22 protein-coding genes, 1 tRNA gene and 2 pseudogenes are annotated in these 24,381 nt (G+C 65.4%); 10 read left to right on the forward strand and 15 right to left on the reverse strand.

Annotated elements, in window-relative coordinates; all coding sequences use genetic code 11:
• The first annotated feature begins 3 nt into the window (after window positions 1–3).
• Window positions 4–510: an FCD domain-containing protein gene (locus tag JWS14_RS38665; protein ID WP_259376022.1), complete on the forward strand. Its 507-nt coding sequence runs from the start codon at window positions 4–6 to the stop codon at window positions 508–510.
• A gap of 71 nt (window positions 511–581) precedes the next feature.
• On the opposite strand, the gene JWS14_RS38670 is transcribed toward JWS14_RS38665, so the two are convergent.
• From JWS14_RS38670 to JWS14_RS38705, 8 genes and pseudogenes are all read right to left on the reverse strand, one after another.
• Window positions 582–1,886, reverse strand: coding sequence for an MFS transporter (locus tag JWS14_RS38670; RefSeq protein ID WP_241031577.1), 1,305 nt, complete (start codon window positions 1,884–1,886; stop codon window positions 582–584).
• A 672-nt stretch (window positions 1,887–2,558) separates the two neighbouring features.
• Window positions 2,559–3,008 (reverse strand): response regulator transcription factor, encoded by a 450-nt coding sequence (locus tag JWS14_RS38675; protein WP_074933704.1) that lies wholly within the window; start codon window positions 3,006–3,008, stop codon window positions 2,559–2,561.
• Entirely contained in the window at window positions 2,966–3,397 is a 432-nt protein-coding gene (locus JWS14_RS51875; protein WP_083395526.1) for a tetratricopeptide repeat protein, read from the reverse strand. The genes JWS14_RS38675 and JWS14_RS51875 overlap by 43 nt, the downstream gene beginning before the upstream one ends.
• A 527-nt stretch (window positions 3,398–3,924) precedes the next feature.
• A tRNA-Gly gene (locus JWS14_RS38685) sits at window positions 3,925–3,995 on the reverse strand.
• Between the two features lie 119 nt (window positions 3,996–4,114).
• A complete protein-coding gene (locus tag JWS14_RS38690) occupies window positions 4,115–5,821 on the reverse strand; it encodes a DEAD/DEAH box helicase (RefSeq protein WP_206015524.1) in 1,707 nt (568 codons plus the stop codon).
• 214 nt (window positions 5,822–6,035) lie between these two features.
• Window positions 6,036–7,367, reverse strand: a pseudogene (locus JWS14_RS38695) (ATP-binding protein); the annotation flags it as partial.
• Complete coding sequence (locus JWS14_RS38700; RefSeq protein ID WP_206015525.1) at window positions 7,364–7,762, reverse strand: hypothetical protein; 399 nt, start codon at window positions 7,760–7,762, stop codon at window positions 7,364–7,366. The gene JWS14_RS38700 and the pseudogene JWS14_RS38695, both read right to left, overlap by 4 nt.
• Before the next feature lie 40 nt (window positions 7,763–7,802).
• On the reverse strand, window positions 7,803–8,120 hold the full coding sequence (locus JWS14_RS38705; RefSeq protein ID WP_206015526.1) for a hypothetical protein: 318 nt from the start codon (window positions 8,118–8,120) through the stop codon (window positions 7,803–7,805).
• Between the two features lie 1,034 nt (window positions 8,121–9,154).
• Between JWS14_RS38705 and JWS14_RS38710 the strand changes: the two genes are divergently transcribed.
• The 5 genes and pseudogenes from JWS14_RS38710 to JWS14_RS38730 all read left to right on the forward strand — a co-directional run bounded on the left by JWS14_RS38710 (window position 9,155) and on the right by JWS14_RS38730 (window position 14,721).
• Window positions 9,155–10,608, forward strand: a protein-coding gene (locus tag JWS14_RS38710; protein WP_241031578.1) for an IS3 family transposase whose coding sequence is annotated in 2 segments (ribosomal slippage) — window positions 9,155–9,527 and window positions 9,527–10,608 — 1,455 coding nt in all. Because the reading frame shifts where the segments join, the coding sequence is not laid out codon by codon here.
• Window positions 10,609–10,924: 316 nt separating this feature from the next.
• Window positions 10,925–12,218: pseudogene (locus JWS14_RS38715) on the forward strand (FtsK/SpoIIIE domain-containing protein); the annotation flags it as partial.
• Between the two features lie 228 nt (window positions 12,219–12,446).
• A complete protein-coding gene (locus JWS14_RS38720) occupies window positions 12,447–13,229 on the forward strand; it encodes a DUF3109 family protein (RefSeq protein ID WP_206016270.1) in 783 nt (260 codons plus the stop codon).
• A gap of 349 nt (window positions 13,230–13,578) precedes the next feature.
• Window positions 13,579–14,139 (forward strand): helix-turn-helix domain-containing protein, encoded by a 561-nt coding sequence (locus JWS14_RS38725; RefSeq protein WP_072949467.1) that lies wholly within the window; start codon window positions 13,579–13,581, stop codon window positions 14,137–14,139.
• A gap of 9 nt (window positions 14,140–14,148) precedes the next feature.
• Window positions 14,149–14,721 carry a PIN domain-containing protein gene (locus JWS14_RS38730; protein WP_072949434.1) on the forward strand — a complete coding sequence of 191 codons (573 nt, stop codon included), beginning with the start codon at window positions 14,149–14,151 and terminating at the stop codon, window positions 14,719–14,721.
• Window positions 14,722–15,432: 711 nt separating this feature from the next.
• On the opposite strand, the gene JWS14_RS38735 is transcribed toward JWS14_RS38730, so the two are convergent.
• The 7 genes from JWS14_RS38735 to JWS14_RS38760 all read right to left on the reverse strand — a co-directional run bounded on the left by JWS14_RS38735 (window position 15,433) and on the right by JWS14_RS38760 (window position 19,716).
• Window positions 15,433–16,227: a class I SAM-dependent methyltransferase gene (locus JWS14_RS38735; RefSeq protein WP_241031579.1), complete on the reverse strand. Its 795-nt coding sequence runs from the start codon at window positions 16,225–16,227 to the stop codon at window positions 15,433–15,435.
• A gap of 275 nt (window positions 16,228–16,502) precedes the next feature.
• Window positions 16,503–16,757, reverse strand: a complete 255-nt coding sequence (locus tag JWS14_RS51260; protein WP_259376023.1) for a cupredoxin domain-containing protein — start codon at window positions 16,755–16,757, stop codon at window positions 16,503–16,505.
• Window positions 16,645–17,562: an IS3 family transposase gene (locus JWS14_RS50385; RefSeq protein WP_095860366.1), complete on the reverse strand. Its 918-nt coding sequence runs from the start codon at window positions 17,560–17,562 to the stop codon at window positions 16,645–16,647. The genes JWS14_RS51260 and JWS14_RS50385 overlap by 113 nt, the downstream gene beginning before the upstream one ends.
• A complete protein-coding gene (locus JWS14_RS38745) occupies window positions 17,562–17,885 on the reverse strand; it encodes a transposase (protein WP_072951788.1) in 324 nt (107 codons plus the stop codon). The genes JWS14_RS50385 and JWS14_RS38745 overlap by 1 nt, the downstream gene beginning before the upstream one ends.
• A gap of 63 nt (window positions 17,886–17,948) precedes the next feature.
• The gene (locus JWS14_RS38750; RefSeq protein ID WP_206015528.1) at window positions 17,949–18,257 is read right to left on the reverse strand and encodes a cupredoxin domain-containing protein; all 309 of its coding nucleotides are present in this window, start codon (window positions 18,255–18,257) and stop codon (window positions 17,949–17,951) included.
• A gap of 205 nt (window positions 18,258–18,462) precedes the next feature.
• Window positions 18,463–18,807, reverse strand: a complete 345-nt coding sequence (locus JWS14_RS38755; protein ID WP_241031580.1) for a hypothetical protein — start codon at window positions 18,805–18,807, stop codon at window positions 18,463–18,465.
• Window positions 18,807–19,716 (reverse strand): IS5 family transposase gene (locus tag JWS14_RS38760; protein WP_259376026.1). Its coding sequence is split into 2 segments (ribosomal slippage): window positions 18,807–19,364 and window positions 19,366–19,716, totalling 909 coding nucleotides; the frame shifts between segments, so codons are not numbered across the junction. The genes JWS14_RS38755 and JWS14_RS38760 overlap by 1 nt, the downstream gene beginning before the upstream one ends.
• A 94-nt stretch (window positions 19,717–19,810) precedes the next feature.
• Here JWS14_RS38760 and JWS14_RS38765 point away from each other — a divergent pair.
• From JWS14_RS38765 to JWS14_RS38780, 4 genes are all read left to right on the forward strand, one after another.
• Entirely contained in the window at window positions 19,811–20,944 is a 1,134-nt protein-coding gene (locus tag JWS14_RS38765) for an IS701 family transposase (protein WP_206015529.1), read from the forward strand.
• A gap of 335 nt (window positions 20,945–21,279) precedes the next feature.
• Window positions 21,280–22,896, forward strand: coding sequence for a hypothetical protein (locus tag JWS14_RS38770; RefSeq protein WP_206012473.1), 1,617 nt, complete (start codon window positions 21,280–21,282; stop codon window positions 22,894–22,896).
• Between the two features lie 121 nt (window positions 22,897–23,017).
• Window positions 23,018–24,151 (forward strand): IS701-like element ISRhosp4 family transposase, encoded by a 1,134-nt coding sequence (locus tag JWS14_RS38775; RefSeq protein WP_206015530.1) that lies wholly within the window; start codon window positions 23,018–23,020, stop codon window positions 24,149–24,151.
• Window positions 24,148–24,309, forward strand: a complete 162-nt coding sequence (locus tag JWS14_RS38780; RefSeq protein WP_005569480.1) for a hypothetical protein — start codon at window positions 24,148–24,150, stop codon at window positions 24,307–24,309. Before JWS14_RS38775 ends, JWS14_RS38780 begins: the two co-directional genes overlap by 4 nt.
• Window positions 24,310–24,381: the final 72 nt, after the last annotated feature.

The raw sequence follows: 24,381 nt of genomic DNA on the forward strand, positions 1-24,381 counted from the left end.
CGGATGGATGATGCTGGACGTCGATGGCAAAATCCCGACGATCTCCGAAACATCTTCCGTATCCGATTGCGACTCGAGCCCGAACTCGCCGCGCTCTCCGCGACGCGGCGGTCCGACAGCGATCTTGATGAGCTCGGCGAGCTCGTTCGGGAGACCTTCTCCGCCAAGTCGGAAGACACCCATTGGGAATTGCATCGGCAATTCCACACCGCATTGATCAGTCCCGCAGCCAACGAATGGGACCTGCGAGTACTCGAGCCCTTGTGGGACGCTGCCGAACGCTACATCCGGATCGTATTCGAGCCGTTCGAGGCCGCCCACGTGACAGTGGAGCAACGAGAACGCATCCACAACACGCTGTTGATCGCCGCGCAGAGCAGAGACCCCGAACAGATCCGCGATCGGCTTCACGAGCATCTGGAGAAGAACCTCGCCACCACCTTGAAGCTGATGGAATCCATCGCGCCTCCCAGCACCTCGGCATGGTTCACCCAGCACGAACCGGCCTGAAGTCTTCGGGTGAGGAGCGAGTGCCAACTACTCAGAGTAGGTCCTGCGCGAGGGTTGCCGCGCGACGGCGTTCAGGCCTGGACTCCTTCGGGGCTCGTACTCATGATGGATACCTGTTGCGGTGCGGGAATTTTGATCGCTGCAACAAGTGCAGCGCCAATCAGGAGCGGGATCGCGAAGAGGGTGAACAGTGACGACGGTGTCCAGGATCGGTCGATCAGGACGCCGGCCAGGATCGGCGAGATGATGGCCCCGAGTCGGCCGACTGCCGACGCCCAGCCGACGGCGGTGGCGCGGACGGACGCCGGGTAGCAGTCCGGCGCGAGTGCGTAAAGACCGGTGGCGCTGGCATTGACGAAGACACCGACCGCGACGGCCGCGAGGAGCGCGGTGGTGAGGCTGCCCAACGCCGTGCTCATCGCGAGGAAGGACACGCTCGCGCCGACGAGTGCCGCGATGGTCAAAGTTCGGCTGGTCACCACGATCGCAAGGACGCTGAATGTCAAAGTAGCCGCCGCCCCGCCGAAATTGAGCAGCATTCCGCCGCTGATGCCCTGCTGGGCGGACAGGCCGCTCTGCTGCAGGAGCTTGGGAGTCCAGCTCGCGGCGAAATAGAACGCCGCCATCATGATGAAGAAGGCAGACCCGAGGAGCAGCGATCGGATTCCGTTGCGCCCGCTGAAGATCGCCGCCTTCATGCCCTGTTCGGCCTGCGGTTCCGGTTCCGGCAGTGCCTCGATCGGGGCAAGTCCCATTTTCGGCAAGGTGGTATTGATCGCCTCGAGCGCGCCCGCGGGACGGCGCACCAGCAGATAGTCGATCGACTCGGGCATCCGTGCGTAGACGAGAACGAGCAGCAGAAGGGTCAAGACGGCGCCGGCGACGAAGCTGGCGCGCCAGCTGAAGGTGGAGGTGAGCAGCGCGGCCACCAAGCCCCCGATCACTCCGCCCAGCGGCAACCCGGTGGTGTACAGGGCGATCATGGTTCCCCGGCGGCGGCGGGGAGAGAACTCGGCGGTCAGGACCGGCAGGCTCGCCACCAGGCCGCCGATGCCGAGCCCGGTCAGCAGCCGGCACACTCCGAGTTGCGCGAAGCTCGTTGTGATCGACGCCAATGCCATGGTTACGGTCACCAGGAGTAGACATGCCAGGGTCAGCGGTCTCCGGCCGGTGCGGTCGGCCAGTGGTGCGATGAACGCCGATCCCAACGCCATACCGACCAGGGCACTGCTGAGCAGCAATCCGGTCTGGGAGCCGTTGAGCGCGTACTCCTGTGCGACACCGGAGGCAGCGAACGCCATCAACAGAAGGTCATAGCCTTCCGACAGGACGATCACGAGGCAGATCCCCACGACCATGACCTGGTATTTGCTCATGGGAGCTTGATCTATGGATTCTCGGATGGACATGGATGCGGCCCTTCTGATTGACGAATCGATTTCGTGGTAACGGCAGCGCCGAGTGCTGATGGCGCCGCGGGCTGTGAGCGCGTCGGGATTTCGAAGGTTGACCCCACGGAATAACCAGCTCATGTGGGGCGTGTGCGTCCGCGGGACGCCGGCGAATGTTTGTCGATGTGTATCTCATCGAAGGCGCCGCCCGGGTCCCGGTAGCACAACGAGGTGGTGCCCCGTGCGCGATGCCACTTCCCCCGAAGCGGTAGGTGCAGCTCGTAGAGGCCACCGATGTGGACGAAGGTGTAGCGAAGTTGCATACGACTCGCAGGTTTATAGCAGTTGCACTGCAACGTTATTCGCGGGCTGTCTCATGACTGGTTCCCCGATTGTCGGCGCCGCGAGATCCGTCCCATGTCATCCTCCTCGTTCGTGTTTCATATAACACTCGATGGCCTGGAGTTACTTGACTCACTAGTTGAATGGGACTCACGCTAGAGATGACAGAACTCGACGAATAGCCGCATTGCGCCCTCGATCGTCCACTTCGCGAATTCTTGACAAGCACATCGCACGGATGGCGGAGCCGACGAAAAAGGTCTCGCTGCGCGGCGACCGCGGGCTGCGCCGGGGGAGCGATCAGATGCGCATGTCTCACACATCGAACCACCCCGCGATCTGCGCACGAGAGGGGAATCCGAGTTTGGGGAGAATGTGCTCGACGTGCCCTTGGGCCGTTCGCGGAGAGATCACCAACCGGGACGCGATCGCACTATTGGTCAGTCCTTGGGCAACCAACTCGGCAACCTGCCGCTCACGTTTGGTCAACGTCACCGTCGGAGCCATCACGGCCGGCTGAGATTCCGGTTTCGACTCGCCGAGCGCGTACGCGACCGCCTCGTCCAAGCCCAGATTCCGGCCCCGTCGATACGCTGCCTCGTATAAACGCTTATCGAGGGCCCTACACGCAGCCTGAATACATTCGGTGTGGTATCTGATCAAGCTCGGGAACCACACCGAGAAGGTGCCCACCGACGACGCCAACTCTTCGGCGGCGCCCATCAGGACCACGGCACGCGAGGCGTTCTGTCCGTCGGCGACCATCCAGGCAAGGGCCTCGAGGCACGTGCGGTTGTCCGAGGATTATTCACTTGTCTGCTCAGCCGCAGAGCCTGTTCGATCAGCTCGCTCGCCCGCGCCGGCTTGCCCTGCCGCCAGGTCACAATGGCCATGGCTCTCAGCGTGTACGACCGATACACCGATTCGCCACACGCTGTCGTGACCGCGAGCAACTGCTGATATTGCGCGATAGTCCGTTCGGTCTCACCCAACTGCTCGTACGCCACACCGAGAAAATGCAAAACGCTGATCGGCGGGGCATCCCGTCGGCGCTCGAACAGCCCGAGGGCACATTCGAGGCGTGCGCGCGCGTGCGAAATCACCACCAAACAAAGCCAATAGGCCCTCGGCGTGGGCCGCGATTGCCTGGGCATCCGGATCGGTCATTCGCTCCGCAAGTACTCCGACCTGCTCCACCAGAGCCGTCGCGGTCTCGAGGTCGCCCTGTAATTCGGCGAGGATGCTGTCGGCGTCGCGGTCCTCGCCCCGGCGATCCAGCAGATCCTTTGTCCCAGTCAACCGGCTGGATCGAAATGACCGAAAGAAGAGGAGCGACGCACGACTTCGGTCGGGGGCCCGTCGACCAGCCGTAGTTTGAATATGGAAGTCCGCCGCCGTCCATCGGATCGAACCCTGGAAGTTCACGCGGGTGGTCGCGGTGATCGAGCACTGTGCGGCGAGGGAGTTCGTACGGGACGTGTTCGACTACCATCGCGGCGCGCACCGGGTCGTCACCGCTGATGCGTTCCTCGCCGCGTACCTGCTGACACCGATGCTGGGGTTGCCGATGCACCTGATGAAGGTCGCCGAGGTCGTGCGGGATGGTCGTACTCGCAGCGCCGGGAGGTGGGACTGCCCGCGCACGTCGAGATCAGCTATGGGCGGACGGACGGACGGACGGAGCCGACGACGGGAATCGAACCCGCGTATTCAGCTTGGGAAGCTGATGTTCTGCCATTGAACGACATCGGCGCGCACGATATTGGGCGCCCGTAAGCACACAGTTGGACACCCAACTGTGAGCACACTTGCGGGGGATATGTACATCCGCTCACTTTCGATTGCGGAAGTCCCTGGTCCGGGCGTCATTCCTACTCGAACATGCTTTCGGGAAGCCAGTCTGCGTCGAACAGCCGCGCGAGCTTCCCGAACGCCTCGAGATCACCGTCGACACTGGCTGATGTCACCATGAGCCGATTGATCATGATCCGAGCCGCCTGCTCCTCCACCGTTTCGGTGGCGAACAGGAGTGACCATGAGCAGACCTGCCCGTCGCGATGCGCACGGCCCATGGTTTGGCGTGCGGCAATTCCGGAGTAGCGAGGCTGGTGGAAGAACCCGATGCGGCGTGCCGATGAGGCTCGGGAACCGTCGACCATCAATTCGGACGCCTGCAGGTTGATCGCAGATGCGGTGTTAAACACTACGACCGGGTTGTGGCCGCGCTGAAATCTGATGCGTTCCGTCTCGAGATCGCCGCCGCCGAAGATGCGTGAGACGCCGATGCCGTGCTCCTCCACGAGGTTGGCTACCGGGTCGGCGGCCGTGGTGACCAATTCGACGGCGACGAGTACCTGGTAGCCGCGTTCGACGTGTGCGGCTACCAACTCGGCGGTCTGCGGGGCTCTCAGCATGCCTGCCTTCTGCCGGAACCGCATCAGAGCGGCACGGCCGCGGGCGGTGTCGTTCCCCTGGCGGGCGATCCTCATCGCGCTCCGGAACTCACTCCAGTCCTGGTGGTACGCAGCCCATTGGGTGGCGGTGAAGTCGAGTGGCAGGCCGTCGATGGGTGGCGGCCCCCAGGGCGCGTCGCGATGCACCATGACGGGCGGGTCGCAGTCGGTCATCCATTTCCGGACGCGGGTGAGGGCGTGATGCTGCAGCCGCTGAGAACCTTTTGCTTGGTCGTTCCAGTCCCATTTGCCCTTGTCCCACCCGGGAGCCAGGGGAAGTCCATGCTCGACCAGCTTCTTGCCAAGATCGGCCCACTCGCCCGGCGGGTCATCGTGCAGTTGCGCGAAAAGCGAAGACAAGTAGGTGTATTCGCCTGGGTGATGACCCGGCGTCGCCGTCACGGTGATCACGAACGGCGCCTTCTCCGGCGTCGCGGAGAGGCGGTTGACGCGCCGCTGGTACTGGGTGCGCTGGGCGGTGAGGTTCCTGAATTGCTGTGCCTCGTCGTTGATGATGACGGAGAAGGAGTACTTCGGTTGGCCGTTGCGTCCGAGCAACTTCTTGAGCTGGTCCGGGGAGATGATCAGCCACCGATAGCCTCCGTCGCCGAACGCAGCGAGGGCGTCGCGCCACGCGGCGATGGTGATCTGGGCTGGCCGGTCCACGGCGATGAGTACGGTGTCGCCGCCCCCCAATTTCAGCGCAGCCTTCGCGCCGATGATCGCGCTGCCGGTCTTGCCTACACCGGGCTCGTCGGCCAACAGAAATCCGCGCTTGCCGTGGCGAAAGGCCATCGCGATCGCCTTCGCGGCGTCCACCTGTTCTGGCCGCGGTATCTTGTGGAAACCAGTAGCGCCCGGTTGCCGCACGCCGTTGATGTCCTCTTCGACCCAGCGAGCGTACGAGTACGGTTTCGACGCGTAGACGGCGAGTTCGTCGGGCAATTGAGCGCCGATGTAGGCATACGCTTTGAGCGCCTTGTAGTACTTGGCACCGGGTGCGGGCGCCCGGTATGGGACGTCGAGGATCCAGATGCGCTCCCCGTTCCCCGGGGTGGGTATCAGCGGGGCGGCGCTGGCTCGTCTGGGCTTGGAGCGTCGCTGGGTGGTCTTCCGTGCGGACATGAGTGCAGGCTATTCCCAGGGCGAGTCGCCAGGGTCGACTGCGGTGGATGTGGCGGCCCGTCGCGGCGGCTGGCGCCGAGGAATCGCGGGCGCGGGGGCCGATGCAACGGCAGGTCGATCATCTACGTCGATAGTCTCCACAACCACAGGTTCGGCCGACGGTTACAACGCTGTCGACACTATATTGGTTGGCGGCGCAGCCACGAAGTCTGGCGGCCCCGGGGCGTGAGTCGCGGCCGGTGAGTGCGTAGACCCGGGCGATGTCCCGGAATTCGGGCAGGTTCGCGGGTTCCTTCAGTGGTCCGGAGGGGTCGAGGACGACTCCGTAGGCGCCGGCGCGGACCGCCTGGTAGACGATCATCCCGGCGAGGAACGTCTTACCGGACCCGGGCACCGCGACGATGAGGGTCAGACCGGACTTGTGCTTGATCTCGTGCGCGGCGAACAGGTCCCAAATCACCGGGCGCGGCGCGATCGACGAGGTCTCCCCGAGCACCACTCCGCGGCGGTCACCGATTCGGTCACCGGCGGTGGCCATGCCCGCGGCAACTGCTTCGACATCCATGTGCCGCTTGCTGGCGAGCGGCTGGCCGGGGATGAATTCGCGCAGTAGCAGGAACTGTCCGTGCTCGTGCTCGAGGGCGATGTGCGGCTTGTACATCTTCCGCAGACCGGCGACCTTCTTGCGGGCCTCGTCCGGGGTCGTGCCGACGACGGCGACCCGGTACCAGCCGGAGGTGCGGGTGGAGAGCCCGGAGTGGTCTTCCTCGACGTCGGAGATGACGTCCTGGACGCGGGCGTGCTGCTCGGCCAGTTCCTTCGGCGGTACCTGATCGTGTTCGACGGTGTAGTGGTCGAACTGGTGCTCGATCCTTCCCGTCAGCGAGCGCATGGTGCGGATGGTTTTCGCCTTGTCGTGCAGTTCGATCCGATCCGACCATTCCAGCGGCTCCCCGGAGGGGTCGCCGATGACCTGCCAGGGCAGCATCCGCTCCGGAATCGGCAGCGGGGCCATGCGCCCGACCGTCAGGATGATGACGGCACCGGTGTAACGCCGGCCGTCGACCACGCCGGAGACGGTGGTGTAGCCATCCCCGGGTGTCAGGGACAGGTCGGTGAGGTCTTCGAGGGCGGCGACATCACCCTCTTCCCAGTCGCCGCCGCCGGCCACTGCACCCCCCGCCGCGAGCGGCAGACCGATGGTCGCCGACCGCCGGAGCAGGTAGTCGATCGCCGCCGCGTTTTCGCGATCGGCAGGCGACTTCCCGCGGCGCTGGGAGGTCTTGCGCTGCCGCTCCCGCGTGCGGGTGTCTTCCGCGAGGGTGGTGGGGTCCGAGGCGCGGGCGTCGACCTCGGGCGCCTCGGTGACCGGGTGCGGGGGGAGTTCCACTTCCGACCATGCGCGCGGACCCGGCTGCGGGGCCGGGCGCTGCCGCCCCGCTGCCCATGACGGCGGCAGCGCTCCCGGTGGGATCACCGGCACCGGATCTTCGAGCTGAGGGTCGAACAGTGATGCGATGTCGTTGTCGTTGTCGTCCGTGGTCATCGGTGTGCGTCCTCACCGTCGATGCGGACCGTGTCGGGTCGGGTGCCAGCGGTCAGCCGGTCGGGGAGAGTGACGAACACCGTCTCTCCTGCCTTCGGAGGCCGTGGGGCGTTGAGATCGTTGAAGGCCGCCCGAAGCACCGATCGCAGGGGTCGGTCCGGGGTGACGTACTTGGCGATGTGGTGGGTGACGAACACGGTCACCAGGAGCATCAGCATCAGCGGCCGGAACCCGAGCGGCAGGTGCAGGATGGCACGGGCGATCAGGAACACCGCGATGAAGACCAGGACGCCGACCGCCAATGCGGTGTAGCGGATCCGCACCGGGAACGTGTATCCGGTCGGTCCGAGATAGTGCCGGTCCACCCGGTAGAGCAGGTCGTCGTTGTTGATCACCTAACGCTCCCCCTTTCGTCGTGCAGGAACGATCACGGGGTCAGACGTTGATGCCGAAGAGGCCGAGGGCCCAGTTTCCGAGGCCGTTGGCTGCGGATGCGGAGGTGGCGATACCGAGGTATGCAAGACCCACCAACGTCAACCCGCCGACGGTGACCACTTTCGACAGGTTCCCGCGCAGGCCACCGGTCAGGAGGACGCAGGCAATGACGATCAGGATGGTGAAGACGATGTTGTCCTCGATCCACGTCCTGAGACCTCCGGTGCTGACTTCCGTTTGCTGGGCAACGGTGGTGACATCGGGTGCGGGGTAAGTCGCGTTCGCGAGGTCGACGGCGGTGGAAGCGAGTGCGGACATTGTGCCTCTCCAACAGGTGCGTAGCTGACATGGGTGAACGTGGTTGTGCGGGACCGTAGAAGAGGCGCACCGTGAGAATCAACGTGACCTGTGGATAACTTTTCACTCAGACGCGTGTCGGGCAGGTGCCGGGTGATTCGGTGGCCGGGCACGATGAGAGCAGGGCGGTGACCGGAAAGAGGTTGGGCCGCTGCGTGTGTGCCGCCCGGTGCTGCTCGCCGCTCGGAATCGCGCACGTGGCGTCCGCGCATCATGTGCTACGAAACCGGCACAAAAAGCAACGGATCACCCTGCAATCGGGCTGGGAGTCGGCTGGGCCCGGACGAGTGCCGGGCAGTCCGTGTTCGGGCACGGCACCACGACCGATCGACCATCACACCCTTCACCGTGTCGCACAGCAGACGCAGTTGAGCATCGCGAACCGGGCGCGAGAGAGGAGTCAGGATTCGCCCGAAACGGCGGAGCATTCACACCGTGCCACCGCCCGCGTGCGCGGGGCAATGGTGGAGAGGGCGGATTTCGGCGATGCGTCGGCGCGCCTCGAAGGGCGGGTGAAAACGCCGTCCCCTTCGGGGTCACTCCCCGGACCTTCGGGCCTAGGGGAGTGTACCTGGGAAAAATGCTCCGCGCCAACCAATGTCACAGCATGCTGTTCACGCGCTATGGCGAGCGCTCGCCGGACCGCTCCGCGGATCGCCGCAGTGACACGCCCGAGGGCGATCGCCGACCGCTCCCGAGGAGCGGGTGAAACCGCGTGTGATGTCCGCCGGATCACCCGGTGTCGGGATCGCTCTGTCGCGCACGTGCACGCGCGCCTCGGCACGTCCCTCAAGCGCCCGCGAAGCCATTGTGAGGTTGGTCGACTACCGACTCGCGCAGCCGTCTGAACGCGACTCTCACAATCGCATGTGGACTAGGGGTAGCCGAGGCTGACGAAGGGCACTGTGCGCCCGCCTCCCTGCGTGTCAGGCTGAGTTGAGTCCAACGGTTCACAGCAACCCCGCCTGCAGGGCGAGATACGGATCAACCCGACAATGACAATTTCCAGCCTGGCCGTAGCCGGGGACAATGGTCACATGGAGTCTTCCCACCCACGTTCCGACGGACCACGCCGACGCTCATTCGCCCCGGCGGACAAGCTCGCGCACCTGGCCGCCTACGAGCAGGCCTGCCAGACGAACGAAGGCGGCGCCTACCTGCGCCGAGAGGGCCTCTACTCCTCTCTCATCACTGAGTGGCGCAAGCAACGCGACGCCGGCGTCCTCGACGGCAAACCCGCCGTCGCGAAGGTCGGCAAACTCACCGCCGAGCAGGCCGAGATCGCTCGCCTCAAGCGGGAACTCGACCGCACGAACAAGCGACTGGCCACCACCGAAGCCGCCCTGGACATCATGGGAAAAGCGCATGCTCTCTTGGAATCGCTCTCCGAGAGAGCGGATTTGGACGACAAGCCAACCAAGCGCTGACCGCAGCATGGACCGAACTGACCGACGTCGGGATGTCGACGAGAACAGCAAGCGCAGTGACCGGTGTAGTCCGGTCGACCGCGGTCCGGCGTCGCGCCGCAGCCGCCGCACCGACACCTTCCGTTCCAGCCCGACCTACGCATCCGCCGGCGAACAAGCTCACCCCGATCGAACGCCGCCGCATCCTCGACACACTCAACAGTGACCGGTTCGTCGATCAGGCGCCGCTCGAGGTGTACGCGCAACTCCTCGACGAGGGTGTCTACCTGTGTTCGGTGTCGACGATGTACCGCGTCCTGCGGGAGAACGCGCAGGTCAGCGAACGCCGCAGGCTCGCCCGGCACCCGGCGAGAACCTGCCCGGAGCTGGTCGCGACCGCCCCGCGGCAGGTGTACTCGTGGGACATCACCAAGCTCGCCGGGCCGGACAAGGGCCGCTACTACGACGCCTACGTGATGATCGACATCTACTCGCGGTACATCGTCGGTGTGCACGTCCACGCACACGAATCGGGTGTGCTGGCACGGGAGTTGATGGAGCAGATCTTCGCGGTGCACGGCATTCCGCAGGTCGTGCACGCCGACCGTGGCACGTCGATGACCAGCAAGTCTGTCGCGTCACTGCTGTCGGATCTCGACGTTACCCGCTCGCATTCGCGGCCGCGGGTCTCGAACGACAACCCGTATTCGGAGGCGGTGTTCAAGACCCTCAAGTATGGACCGGAGTTCCCCGAACGGTTCGGATCGCTGGGTGAGGCAAGGGAATTCATGATGCAGTTCACCGAGTGGTACAACCACGAGCATCGCCACACCGGCATCGGGCTACACACTGCCGCCGACGTCCACTTCGGTTTGGCGTCGGCGAAGGCCGCCGAACGTCGGCAGGTACTCGAGGCGGCACGGGCCAGGCATCCGTACCGCTTCGGCACTACGACAGCGCCGAAGATCCTCGACCTGCCCGACACCGTCTGGATCAACCGCCCCGCCGACGATTCTGCGGAGGCCGAAACGTCAGCCGCTTAACACCCGGTGGACTCAACTCCCTTGACAAGTTCCGCCTCGTCCACGTCGGTATTCGTTGTGGAAGTCGACCGAGCGCAGTCCTTGCCGCACCGGTGGCACACGCGATCCGGTGGGTGTGAGCATGCGCACCTGCACCATCCGGCCGTGACGCCGCGCCCTATCGGCGCAGTGTCACGTACAGGTCGTGAGCAGCCTCTGAGCGAAGTTATCCACAGATCACGTTGAGTGAGATCACCCGAATCTGCCAGTGTGCGCATCCATCACACCCGACCGCATTCCGACGCGGGCATCAATCGAGCAGGAAAGGGGAGAAGCGATGGCGCAGCGGGATCCGCTCAAGGACCTCCTGATCGAACTGTTCGGCCCGCCCCCGGCGCCCGCAATCGGCCGAGCAGTCAGTCGGCACCCGAGCCCGCCGTCGGCGCGTACCGAACCCTCGCCCCGGTCGCGGTCGCCTCCGCGGCCCTCGCGTTCTACGCACCCCAACTCGCCGACACCGCGCTCACAGACGCGGTCGACCAGGCCGGCCAGCTCATCACCACGCTCCACAGCTATCGCTGGCCGCTCGCCGTCCTCGCCGCCGCGTGGATCGCGGTCGACATTCTCCGGTGGCGCGGCCACCGACAGGGCCTGGCGCTCGAAGCGCAGTTACGGCAGACGACGCGGCACCTGCCGGTCAAGGTGACCGTCGCGTTCCCACCCGGAATCGGTGCACTGCGCAGCGCAAAGATCGGACTTCCGCGGGGTGCGATCATCCGCCCCAAGGAGATGGACGAATTCACCACCGCCGTCCGAGGAGCAGCCGGCCGCACCGGCACGCACACCTACACCGTCCGCCACCACGCGCACCGCGACCTGATCCTGATCACCCGCACACCCATCGAACCCGACACCCGATCGCCCCGCCACAAGGCCCGACAAACCGCGTTGTCCGCCGGCACCATCTTCAAAGAACCCGCCGTCACGGTCGACGCCTGCGACGACGACGGAATCGAGATCGGCTACAAGATCACGTTCACCCCCTCCGAGGGATACCTGGTGATGTACCTGCGGGCGCCGCTGCCCACCCGCGTAGACCACCCCCCGCCTTGGTCGACGAGAACCTCCGCCACCTGCCCTACGCCACCGGCGCAGCGAACCTCAGCCTGTACTGGGATGTCTCGACCAAATCGAACAAACCGCACTGCCTGATCGTCGGCCCCACCGGCGGCGGCAAGACCTCAGTCATCCGCACCCTGCTCACCGAGGCCTCACGCCGCGGAATCCCCTTCCTCGGGGTCGACCCGAAGATGATCGAACTCGACGGTCTCGAGGGCTACCCCGGATGCGCGGCCATCGTCTACGACGCCGTCCGCTCCGCGATCCTCGTGCGCGCCCTGCACGCGGAAATGATGGCCCGCAACCACTACGTGCACGTGAAAAAGATCGAACCCTCGCAACTGCCGTTGCTGATCGCCGTCCTCGACGAGTTCTTCATCCTCTCCGGCAAATGGCAGCGACTGGCCAAGGACGAGGACGAGGAGATCCGCGCCCAGATCAAGCAACTCGACCCGCTGGGAGCGTGGGCCGACCTCGCGGTCCTGGCCCGCTCGGCCGGCATCCGCTTGCTGCCGGTTCCAGACGTTGTGGGCTGTGCCCGTCAACGGTTGTCCGTTGTGCGGCAATGGTGCTGGGGTTGATCGGTCGTCTATCGCAGCGGTGGTCTCCCTGGTGTATCGGCGCGATTCGTGGCGGGCATTGTTTGATCCCGGACGGGGATCTGATCAGTCCTTGGCTGTTATGTGGGTTGGCTAGCGTGGGGGTTTGTGACAGCAGGTAGTGCGGGGCGTGCGCACAAGATGGCGCCCAGCCCCGAGGTTGCGCTCGACTTCGCTCGGGAATGGGTCGAGTTCCTCGATCCCGACGACGCCGAGCATCTCATCGCCGCGGACATGACGTGGCTGCTCTCGCACTGGACCTGTGTGTTCGGCACCCCGGCCTGCCAGGGCATCATCGCGGGCCGACCCGACGACGGCTGCTGCTCGCACGGCGCGTTCTTGACCGACGAGGAAGATGTCGAGAGGTTGCACGAGTCGGTGAAGCTGCTCAGACCTGAGGATTGGCAGTTCAGGAAGGAGGGTCTCGGGAAGCAGGGGTACATCGAGGAGGATGAGCTCGAGGACAAGCCGGCGCTGCGTACCCGCCGCTACAAGGGCGCGTGCATCTTCCTCAACCGTCCCGGCTTCGAGGGTGGGATCGGGTGCGCGTTGCATTCGATGGCACTGCGGCGTGGGATCGAGCCGCTCGAGGTGAAGCCGGACGTGTGCTGGCAGCTGCCGATCCGGCGGACCCACGAATGGGTGGAGCGACCCGACGGTGAGCAGGTCCTGAAGACGACGATCACCGAGTACGACCGCCGCGGTTGGGGTGAGGGCGGCGCGGATCTGGACTGGTACTGCTCCGGCTCGCCGGATGCGCATGTCGGCGCCAAGGCGGTGTGGGAGTCGTATGCGCCCGAGCTCACCGAGTTGCTCGGTGAGGCCGCGTATCGGGAACTGGCGCGACTGTGCAAGCGACGCGAAGGACTCGGCCTGATCGCCGTGCACCCGGCGACCGCGGTCGCCGCGAAGAATTCCCGGTAACGGAGCGGCGAACCCTGAGGACGGCGACCCCGGTCACCCCGTTGTGTGCATCTACCACAGGGTCGACGTACCAGTCGATTCCGGGTAATGAGCTCCCAGGCTCCGGCTTGAGTGGCCTCATTTTCGGCCGGGCAGGCGGAGGACCTCTGAGACGTCGAGCTCGGTGATCACTGAGATGGACGGTTCGACACATGGTCGCGGGACCTTTGCTGACCTGGGACGATGGTTAGGGGTCGGTGCGCCGTCGGTGCTGCCGTGTACCGCGGCTGGGCAGGTGAACGTCTCCTCCACGTACCTATTCGAAAGATTCGAAAGGTGTTACGATTCTTTCGAACGGAAGGAGTTCGTGATGGGTGCGCAGGCGTTGGATCAGCACACGTATCTGCCGCAGGCGGCGGGTGTGGGGTTGGCGGAGGTCGTTGGCTTCCTCGATGCGCACGAGCGGCGCCGTGGCGACCGGGTGGAGCCGCGGTATCTCCTGGTGGGTGCCGGTGAGCACGATCAGGTGGAGTTGCCGGCAGAGGTGCATGCCGCGCTCAAGCAGGTTGTGGCCGCCTTGCAGGCCGGACGTGCGGTGACGGTGGCACCCCAGGCGACGATGTTGACGACGCAGCAGGCCGCGGATCTGCTGGGGGTGAGCCGACCGACGGTGCGCCGATGGATCGACGTGGGGGAGTTGCCGGCGGAGAAGGTCGGCACTCGACATCGGCTGTTGTTGCGCGATGTACTCGAGTACCAGCAGCAGCGTCGTGCCCGCCAATACGAGGCACTCGCGCAGACCGCTGTCGAGATCGACGACGAGGACGATCCAGCGGCGGTCGCGGAGCAGCTGAAGGCCGCGCGGAAGGCGGTCGCGGAGCGCCGACGCTCCCGCAGCGCGGGCCGGTCAGCCGCGGCGGGTGGTCGATAGGCAGCCGGGGTGTTCGCAGCAGTTCTCGATACGTGTGTTCTCTGGCCGAGCCTGCAGCGGGATTTCCTGCTGTCGATGGCCGTTGAGGGCTTGTACCGGCCGTTGTGGTCGGAGGTAATCCTCGACGAACTCGAATTCCACGAGGCCGCGAAACTGGAACGACGCGGGCACAGTGCGGCGGCAGCCCAAGCCGCTGGTGCGCGGCTGGTGGGAACGATGCGCGAGCACTTCGACGACGCCCTGGTGACCGGCTGGGAGCCACTCGAGGGTGCGTTTTCGCTGCCCGATCCCGACGATGAGCATGTCGTTGCGGCCGCCGTGGTCGGCGGGGCCGGGGTGATCGTCACGCTGAATCGGAAGGACTTTCCTCGTGAACGAGTTCCGGGGAACATCCGGGTGATCTCGCCGGCGGAGTTCGCAGGCGACACGGTGTCGGTGTCCCCGGCCGCGGCGGCGCGCGCGGTGGATATGCTCGCGGCCCGCCTGGCGCGGCCACCGATGACCGCCGATGAGGTCCTCGATCAGTTGGTGACCCGGTACGGGATGGACGATGCCGTTGCACTGCTGCGCGATCGCGAATGATGTCTCGCGCCGGACTTGCACGAGATTAATCGTATTGTGGCGTGGTGACTTCTGGTTCGTAGTCCGTCCTTCCGCGCCCCCGCATCCGTTCGACGTTTCCGTGGCACCGGTATCTGTGGCTGGCCTGGGCGCCGCGGGGTCTATTCCCGTGCGGTCGGGCAGCCTGGTCACACCCGCGTCCCGCCGTCTTGACGGCGGAGTAGGTGGTGATGGTCAGCAGCACTGTGGAGGCGAGGTCGAAGGGGAACACCGACGCTCCGGTGACGGGGCGGTAGACCGTGAAGTGGTGCCGGAATTCCGCCGGTTCCATGGCACGCCAGGTCGGGACGAAAAGCCGCTGCCGGTAGTTGAGCCACTTGGGGTCGATCGCAGCGCCACAGGAGATTTCGAGTCCTGGCCGCATCCGACTGGGTCGCACACCAGCTTCGCCCTGCACTCGCCGCCGCTGGCGACGAACTGCCGTTCGCGGTGGCGATGGCACTGGCCATCGGTACGAAATCACCACCCGCGTCGTACAACTCGCGGAGCACCACGCCCGTGTCCGCGGGCCCGTCGAGGAAGACCTGAGCGTGCTGCACTAGCCGCGGACCGGTCCGGGCCGGGCCGGGCCGAGAACCCCAGGAGTGACCTCGAACACCGAGAACAACTCGTATCGGACGGTGGCATCGAGGGCCAGGCACAGCCGGTCGCGTCCTCCTCGCCATGAACCGGTCACCCGTGCTGGCGGGCGGTGACGAACTGGGAGATGCCGCGCAGCTGCTGGTCGACGTCGAGCAGTCCAGCGGCGGCGAGGAAGGCCGGGACGGTGGTGCGGTCGAAGACCCGTACCCCACACAGCGTTGCGCCCAGCTCGAGTCCCTTCCGCACGAGGAAGGATTCGCGACCGTAGCTGGTCATCACCGCGATCCGCCCACCTGGCGCCAACACCCGCACCATCTCGCGGAGCACGGCACACGGCTCCGCCACGAGGTACAGTGCCGCGAAACAGCACACGGCGTCGAATGTCCGGTCGTCGAAGGGAAGCTCGAGCGCGTCGGCGTGAAGGTAGACCGCGCGCGGGCGGGGGTTGTCGTGGACTGCGCGTTCGAGCATTGGCAGTGAGGTGTCCAATCCGACGACGAATCCGTCGCCGGCGAGCCTGTCGGCGAAGAAACCGGTGAAGTTTCCCGGACCGCACGCCACGTCGAGCACTCGTTGCTCGCCGTCGAGATGCAGGGCCGCGGCGGCCCTTGCGCGCTCGTCAACCACGGAGAGTCCGTGCAGGCTCAGCGCCGCGACGACGATCGGCCGCCACAGCCGCTCGTAGACGGCGGCAACCCGGTTGTTGGTCATCGCACGCTGCGCGAGAGCGCGCCGGGCCGGTGGACCCGATTCGAGCAGGTCGATATAGCCGGTGTCCGAGTAGCTCGACGAGCGCAGCGCGTCCTCGCGGATCAGCCCGCGGACCAGCGCCGTCGACCACATCCCGTCGTACTCCGGGGCCGCCCCGGATTGTTGAGCGGTCATAACCTATTTCACGAAACCGGACCCCCGAGGGTTCACGCGGACCCCCGAGGGTTCACGGATATTCCGGGTAGCCTTGTCCAACGTGCAGGAACCGTCCGACTGCGCGCGATCGACGCCGTCGTCGATGAGCAGAACCATCGCGTCGAGTTCACTGCAGCCATGATCACGAGACCGGAGATGTCGAGCGTGCCCGCGAGCGCCTCATCCACCGTGCGCGGCGCGGGCAGGTAGCTGCGCATTCCCATCGGGTGGAACCTGGATCGGCGATGACCTCGTCACCCGACGGTCAAGTCGCCGTGCATGTTCGAGTGATATGTGCAATGGAACGGGTAGGTACCGGGTGCCGGTGGCACCGTCAATGTCGCGGTTTCGCCGTCTGAGGTTCCCCCCGAACGGTGGACAAGGGGGTTGCGTGCCTCAGGCGACTCCCACCTGAAGCAACTTCTCGTAGCTGTCGGGACTGTGCATCCCCACCGTAGAGTTCCGTCGAACAGTGTTGTAGAAGACAATCCAGTTGTCAACGCCAGCAACGAGATCAGCCTTCGTTGCATAGACGTGCCGATAGTATTCTTCATGCTTGAAGATCGACCAAAACGATTCGGATGGACTGTTGTCCCAACAAATCCCGGTCGCACCCATCGACCGACGCAACCCGTGCTGCACACACGACGCCGCGGTCAGGTGGGCAGTGTATTCCCCACCCCGGTCCGAATGCAGGATCGTCTCGCGACACCGCCCACCGCGCGTGGCCACGGCTCGATCGATGGCGGTGGTGACCATCTCGGCGCTGATGTGATTAGCAATGCTGTATCCCAACACCTTCCGTGAATGACCGTCCCGGATCGCACACAAGAACATGTCCCCCTCACCGCACGTGAGGTAGGTGATGTCGGTAAACCAGACCGCATCGAGCCGGCCCCGATCGAAGTGCCGCTCGATCAGATCCGGCGGGAACGACGCCTGCGGATCGACCACCGTGGTCTTGACCTTGAACGTGCGCGGGCTGATGCCCTCCACACCGAGCGAGGCCATGATCTTGGCCACGGTCTTGGCGTTCACCACCTCACCACGCGCCCGCAACTCGGCCGTGACCCGCGGCGACCCGTAGGTACCCTTCGATTCCCGGTGGATCTCGACGATCTTGACTTCGAGGTCGGCGCGACGCTGTTGCCTCGGCGTCAACACCGTGGCGACTCTGCGCTTGACGTACTGGTAGTAGCCCGATGTGGACACCTCCAGCAGTCTCGCCATCCGCAGGATCGAGAACCGTTCACCTTCCGGCGCGGCGGTGCCGGCGGTCTCTTCGATGTTGTCGGGGCCGGCGTACTTGGCCATCAGATCGAACCGGGTCGGTTCTTCTGCATCGCGGCAAAGTACGCCGAAGCTTTTACCAGGAAAGCGTTGTCCTTCTCGAGTTCGCTTACCTGCCTTCGCAATCGGAGTAGCTCGGCGTGTTCGGCCGCGTCCAAAGGCTTCTCTCCGTGGGACTCTGCGGCGGCGATTCTGCGCCGCTCGAGTTTGACCCATTCACCCAACAGACTCTCGTTGAGGCCGAGTTCTCGGGCGACCTCTGCGATGGTGCGACCGGAGTCGATCACCCGGTGGGCAGCCTCGACCTTGTACTCGGTCGTGAACGACCGACGCTTGCGAGGGGGCATACGGACATCCTTCCAGCGGGACCGGTGTCCCGCCAAGTCGGTGTCCACTTTCCGGGGGGAACCTCAGCCCTCGATCTCGATGTCGAACGTGCCGCCGGTGTCTGCGGTCACCGTGTGTTCGGCCGTGTCGGTGTTGCGAATGGTGACCTGCGCGCCGGGTGCCACCGTGGCGGGCACCGTGTACGCGAATCCCGAGATGACGATCTCGTTCGCTCCCGCCGCCACCGCCCCGTCGGAGGACGGCATCGCCATCGTGTCGGTGACCGTCGGGGTGGGTGCGTAGTCGACGGTGCTGCCGCCGTCATCGCTGCAGGCGGTGAGCGCACACGCCGCGACGACGGCAGCCGCCGGCAGAGCTGCGGAGAGCTTCATACCCGATACCACGAATCATCGACCCATTCCGTTCACCGAACACGCGAGAGAAATTCGCTCGCCCCGGTGAACCTGTTGGACTGTCGTTCGGGTTGGTATCCAGAGGGCGACCGGACGTTCGTCTTTCGGCGGGTGATCCGCCTGCCGGCCTGCCCGGCCACCTCCGGTGTTTCCCTGTCTCAGTGCCTGTTCGACAACTGCTCACCTAGAACCGGAACCGCACAATGCGGGTGGATCGTTTCATGCCCGGCAGCAGGTTCAAGAGGCGGAACATGCGGCGTACGTTCGCGGGCACCTTGGCCATCAGCACCGGTGAGTCGTTCATCGGTGCCTCGTCGACGTACTCGAGCCGCGGGTGCCAATCGGCCAGCGCGGCCGGATCGTTGAAGCCGCAGTGGAACTGGGTGTCGTATTTGCGCAGCATCGGGTCCCATTTCGAGGTGCGCCACACCCAGACCGCCACCGTGTCGAACTGTAGTCGTCCGGTGGGGAAGGCGTCGACGATGCTGGTCAGTAGCCGCCGGAGGTCGGCCTCGGTCAGATAGGGCACTAGGGCGTGTCTCCCAATAGTTTGAGCCATTCGACGATGCCGGCGAGGAGGAATCCAGCCCGGTAAGTCAGGGCAAGCTTGTCATACCGGGTTGCCACCGCTCGCCACTGTTTTGCCTTGTTGAAGGCCCTTTCCACCACGTTGCGGCCCTTGTACGACTCGGCATCGAAGTTCGGTGGCCGACCGCCCGCGCTGCCCTTGTTCTTGCGGTTGGCCACCTGATCGGACTTCTCGGGAATGACCGCCTTGATGCCCTTGCTGCGTAGCAGTTCTCGATTGGCCTTGGATGTGTACGCCTTGTCGGCACGGACCTCGTCCGGGCGCGTACGGGGTGCGCCGCCACCGATGCGCGGCACGCAGATGCCCTCCAGGAGCGGGCCGAACATCGGGCTGTCGCCGGCCTGGCCAGGACCCACCAGCACCGACAAGGGACGTCCGTCGCCATCGCACGCCAGGTGGACTTTGCAGGTCAGCCCGCCGCGGGACCGGCCGATGCCGTGATCGACCGGTTCGTCAAGCAGATTCGTGTAATTCGGTAGATCCCCCTGTGTCACGCGCGGCGTTGGCGCCGTGCTGGTGCACCCGCACCACGGTGGAATCCACCGACACCGCCCAATCCAGGTCGCCACCGGCATCGGCCATCGCGGCCAGGGCTATGAGTACCCGATCCCACGTTCCATCCCCGGCGTAGCGTCGATGCCGTTTCCACACCGTCTTCCAGGGGCCGAAATGCGCAGGTAGATCCCGCCACGGGAGCCCGGTACGCAGCCGGTAGAGCATCCCCTCCACCACGAGTCGGCTGTTCTGGAACTTCCGCCCCCGCAGCCCATCCGAACTGGGCAACAGCAGCGCAAGCAACTCCCACTGCTTGTCCGTCAACACCTCAAACCGATTAACAACGTCTGCCACAGCGAAGAGTCTGCAGCACAACACCCCAAATCATTGGGAGACACGCCCTAGTACTGCAACGGCACTTGCTTGACAGGTAGACGATACTGGTTGGGTGGTCCTTGATCTGGTTGTCGCCGAGTTGGAAGCGTTGCATGAGCGGATCTCCGGTCGGTTCGCCCGGTCGGAACCGCGTTCCCGGGTCCGTGAATATGTGACGGGTTTGGTTGCGGGTCTGGAACGCAAGAACGGGTGGACCCTCGCCGAGCGGGCCGGCGAGGTGAGCCCGGACGGGATGCAGCGGTTGCTGCGGCGGGCGGACTGGGACGTCGACGGGGTCCGCGACGATGTGCGTGACTACGTGGTCGAACGCCTCGGTGACCCGGCCGGGGTGTTGATCGTCGATGACACCGGATTCCTGAAGAAGGGCACCCGCTCGGCCGGGGTGCAACGCCAGTATTCGGGCACCGCCGGGCGGGTGGAAAACTGCCAGATCGGGGTGTTCCTCGCCTATGCGAGCGCGGCGGGGCACGCGCTCATCGACCGGGAGTTGTACCTGCCCGAGTCGTGGACCTCCGACCGGGACCGGTGCCGCGCCGCCGGGATCGGTGACGAGGTGGAGTTCGCGACCAAACCGAGACTGGCGCAACGCATGATCGAACGCGCCCTCGACGCACAGGTCCCGTTCTCCTGGGCCACCGCCGACGAGGCGTACGGGCAGGTGAAGTACCTGCGGGTCTGGCTCGAGGAACGCGATGTCTCGTATGTGTTGGCCACCCGTTGCAACGACGATGTGTTCACTCCGCACGGTCGCGCCGGTCGCGCCGACGAGATGATCGCCGCGGTCCCGGCGAAGCAGTGGCGCCGGATCTCCGTCGGCGACGGCGCGCACGGCCGGCGCGAATACTCCTGGGTGCGGATCCCGATCCGGATCGCCTGGGCACCCGGGCGTGGGCACTGGCTGCTCGCCCGCCGATCCCTGTCGGATCCGACCGAGATCGCGTACTACATCTGCGCCGGACCCCGTCGTACCACGCTTACCGAACTCGCCGCCGTCGCCGGCTCGCGGTGGCGGGTCGAGGAATGCTTCCAGCAGGCCAAGAACGAGGCCGGCCTCGACCAGTATCAGGTGCGCACCTACCGGGCCTGGTACGCCCACATCACCTTGTCGATGCTCGCGCTCGCCTGGCTCGCCGGGGCGAAAACCGAAGCGGTAAAGGGGGAATCGGAACCAATGATCAGGGCATGATCGGCTACACGGTACCCGAGATCCGCCGTCTACTCGTGTATCTGATCCTGCGACACGCCCACCCCGACGAGCACTTCTGGTCCTGGTCACACTGGCGGAGACGCCGACAACACCAGGCCCGCGTCTGTCATTACCGAACCCGCGGCCACCTGCCATAAGTGCCGTTGCAGTACTACCGGGGCTGCGCCCCAGCCCGACGAGTCGTGTGGTGGCGGCTGCGCTCCGGGGGCCCCGGCCGGTCGGGGTGATGACCCTGGTCGACGACGTCGATCGGGTGTATGAACCGTCGTAGCGGTTGGTTGGCCTGCCGGCCGCCCGATCGTCCGGAGCTCATCATGACCATACCGCGCAGCGTCGCCGACGTGCTCACCACGCACACGCTCTTCGACGTCGAGTGCATCGACCGGATGTACCTCAACGTCTACGTTCCCGGCCTGCAGTACGCTCCCGGCCTGGTCGCCTACGTGCATCGGCAGCTGGGATTGCCGGTCGCCTCCACCGCACCGCTGGCCAGGATCACCGACCGCTTCGCTGCGGCGGTGCACCGCTTCGCCGACACCGGGCACATCCCGTGGGTGGACTTCGCGAAGGGCCAGCGCAAGGACGACGTGATGCACGAGTACCTCGAGCAGTTCACCGCACCCGAGGGGGTGGTGTTCATTGGCCGGGCGCAGGAGAGGACACCACTGTTCCGCACGGAGAAACGACGCGACGCCGACGGCAAGAGTTATCCGTGGATCGTCAAGTCCACCGGCGTGGTCAACCATTACTACTTCTACTGCGTCGACGCCGACTTCGGCCCGTTCTTCCTCAAGTTCTGCTCGTACTTCCCCTACAACGCCAAACTCTGTATCAACGGCCACCACTGGGCCCAGCGTCAGGCCGCGAGGGCCGGGCTCGGGTTCACCGCGCTCGACAACGCCTTCGCCGCCGTCGATGACCCCGACGCGTTGCAGGCGATCTGCGATCGGCTGACCGGTCCACGGATCGACGCCCTCCTCCGGAAATGGCTGGCGATTCTGCCGGATCCGTTCACCGACGCCGATCGGGACGCCGGCTACCGCTACGACCTGTCGGTGTTGCAGGCGGAGTTCTCCCTGACCCAGATGCTCGACGCCCCGGTTTCCGGTCGGGTCTTCTTCGAACAGGTCATCCGCGACAATCTCGATCTCGGCCGCCCCGACCAGGTCACGTTGGTCTTCGACCGGCGGTTGATGCGCCGCGGCCCCCGTGCCACCCCCGGGCGATTCCGCACCCGGGTGATCACCGAGGGCGTCACCCCCAGCCTGCACGTCGATTACAAACACACCACCATCAAGCAGTACCACAAGGAGGGACGCGCCCTGCGCACCGAAACCACCATCAACGACACCCGCGATTTCCACCTCGGGAAACGACTGACACATCTGCCCGCCCTGCGGGAGATCGGCTTCCACGCCAACCGCCGCCTACTGCGCGTCCAACGACTCAGCCACGACCCGATCATCGGCGCCGACGCCCTCGCCGCCATCACCGCCCCCGTCATCACCACCACCGGCACCCGTGTCCCGGGACTACGGTTCGCCGATCAGCGCAGCCACGCCCTGCTCTCCGCACTGCTGGTCTTCCGGCTGCACCCGAACGGCTTCACCAACAAGGACCTGCGCACCCTCACCGGCGAGCTGCGTGGACTCGACCCGGACGAAGTGTCCGCCGGGCAGATGACCTACGACCTGCGCCGGCTGAAAACCCGCAGCCTCATCGTCCGGATCGAGGGCACCCACCGGTATCAGGTCACCGACCTCGGACTCGACACCGCGAAGTTCCTCACCTGTATCCACGATCGGGTCCTGCGCACCGGCCTGGCCGAACTCGCCGCTCCGACAACCACTCCCGGCCGCCTGCGATCAGCTGCCACCGCCTACCGCACCGCCGTCGATACCCTCACCGCCACAGCGCAACTCGCAGCCTGAAATATCAAGCAGTCGAACGTGACCCACACACCACAAACTTGACCCCAAAACCCGGCTACGCCGCTTCTAGCTACCTAGTACTGCAACGGCACTTGCTTGACAGGTAGACGATACTGGTTGTGTGGTCCTCGATCTGGTTGCTGCCGAGTTGGAAGCGTTGCATGAGCGGATTTCCGGTCGGTTCGCCCGGTCGGAGCCGCGGTCCCGGGTCCGTGAATATGTGACGGGTTTGGTTGCGGGTCTGGAACGCAAGAACGGGTGGACCCTCGCCGAGCGGGCCGGCGAAATGAGCCCGGACGGGATGCAACGGCTGCTGCGGCGGGCGGACTGGGACGTCGACGGGGTCCGCGACGACGTCCGTGACTACGTGGTCGAACGCCTCGGCGATCCGGCCGGTGTGTTGATCGTCGATGACACCGGATTCTTGAAGAAGGGCACCCGCTCGGCCGGGGTGCAACGCCAGTACTCGGGCACCGCCGGGCGGGTGGAAAATTGTCAGATCGGGGTGTTCCTCGCCTACGCGAGCACGGCCGGGCACGCGCTCATCGACCGGGAGCTGTACCTGCCCGAGTCGTGGACCTCCGACCGGGACCGGTGCCGCGCCGCCGGGATCGGTGACGAGGTGGAGTTCGCGACCAAACCGAGACTGGCGCAACACATGATCGAACGCGCCCTCGACGCCCGGGTCCCGTTCTCCTGGGTCACCGCCGACGAGGCCTACGGGCAGGTGAAGTACCTGCGGGTCTGGCTCGAGGAACGCGATGTTTCGTATGTGTTGGCTACCCGGTGCAACGACGATGTGTTCACCCCGCACGGCCGCTCCGGCCGCGCCGACGAGATGATCGCCGCGGTCCCGGCGAAGCAGTGGCGCCGGATCTCCGTCGGCGACGGCGCACACGGGCCGCGGGAGTATTCCTGGGTGCGGATCCCGATCCGGATCGCCTGGGCACCCGGGCGAGGGCACTGGCTGCTCGCCCGCCGATCCCTCTCCGATCCGACCGAGATCGCGTACTACATCTGCGCCGGACCCCGCCGCACCACGCTCACCGAACTCGCCACCATCGCCGGCTCCCGGTGGCGGGTCGAGGAATGCTTCCAACAGGCCAAGAACGAGGCCGGCCTCGACCAGTACCAGGTACGCACCTACCGGGCCTGGTACGCCCACATCACCTTGTCGATGCTCGCCCTCGCCTGGCTCGCCGGAACGAAAACCGAAGCGGTAAAGGGGGAATCGGGATCGAAGATCAGGGCATGATCGCGTACACGCTACCCGAGATCCGCCGCCTGCTCGTGCAACTGATCCTGCGACACGCCCACCCGGACGAGCACATCTGGTCCTGGTCGAACTGGCGACGGCGCCGACAACACCAGGCCCGCACCTCCCACTACCGACGTCGCGGACACCTCCCATAAGTGCCGTTGCAGTACTAGTAGCGTGTCGCTGCTTAGTTCTGCCTTGTTTCGTTTAAGTTGGAGGCGGCAGAC

It is taken from the genome of Rhodococcus koreensis, assembly GCF_017068375.1.
GTDB lineage: Bacteria > Actinomycetota > Actinomycetes > Mycobacteriales > Mycobacteriaceae > Rhodococcus_F > Rhodococcus_F koreensis.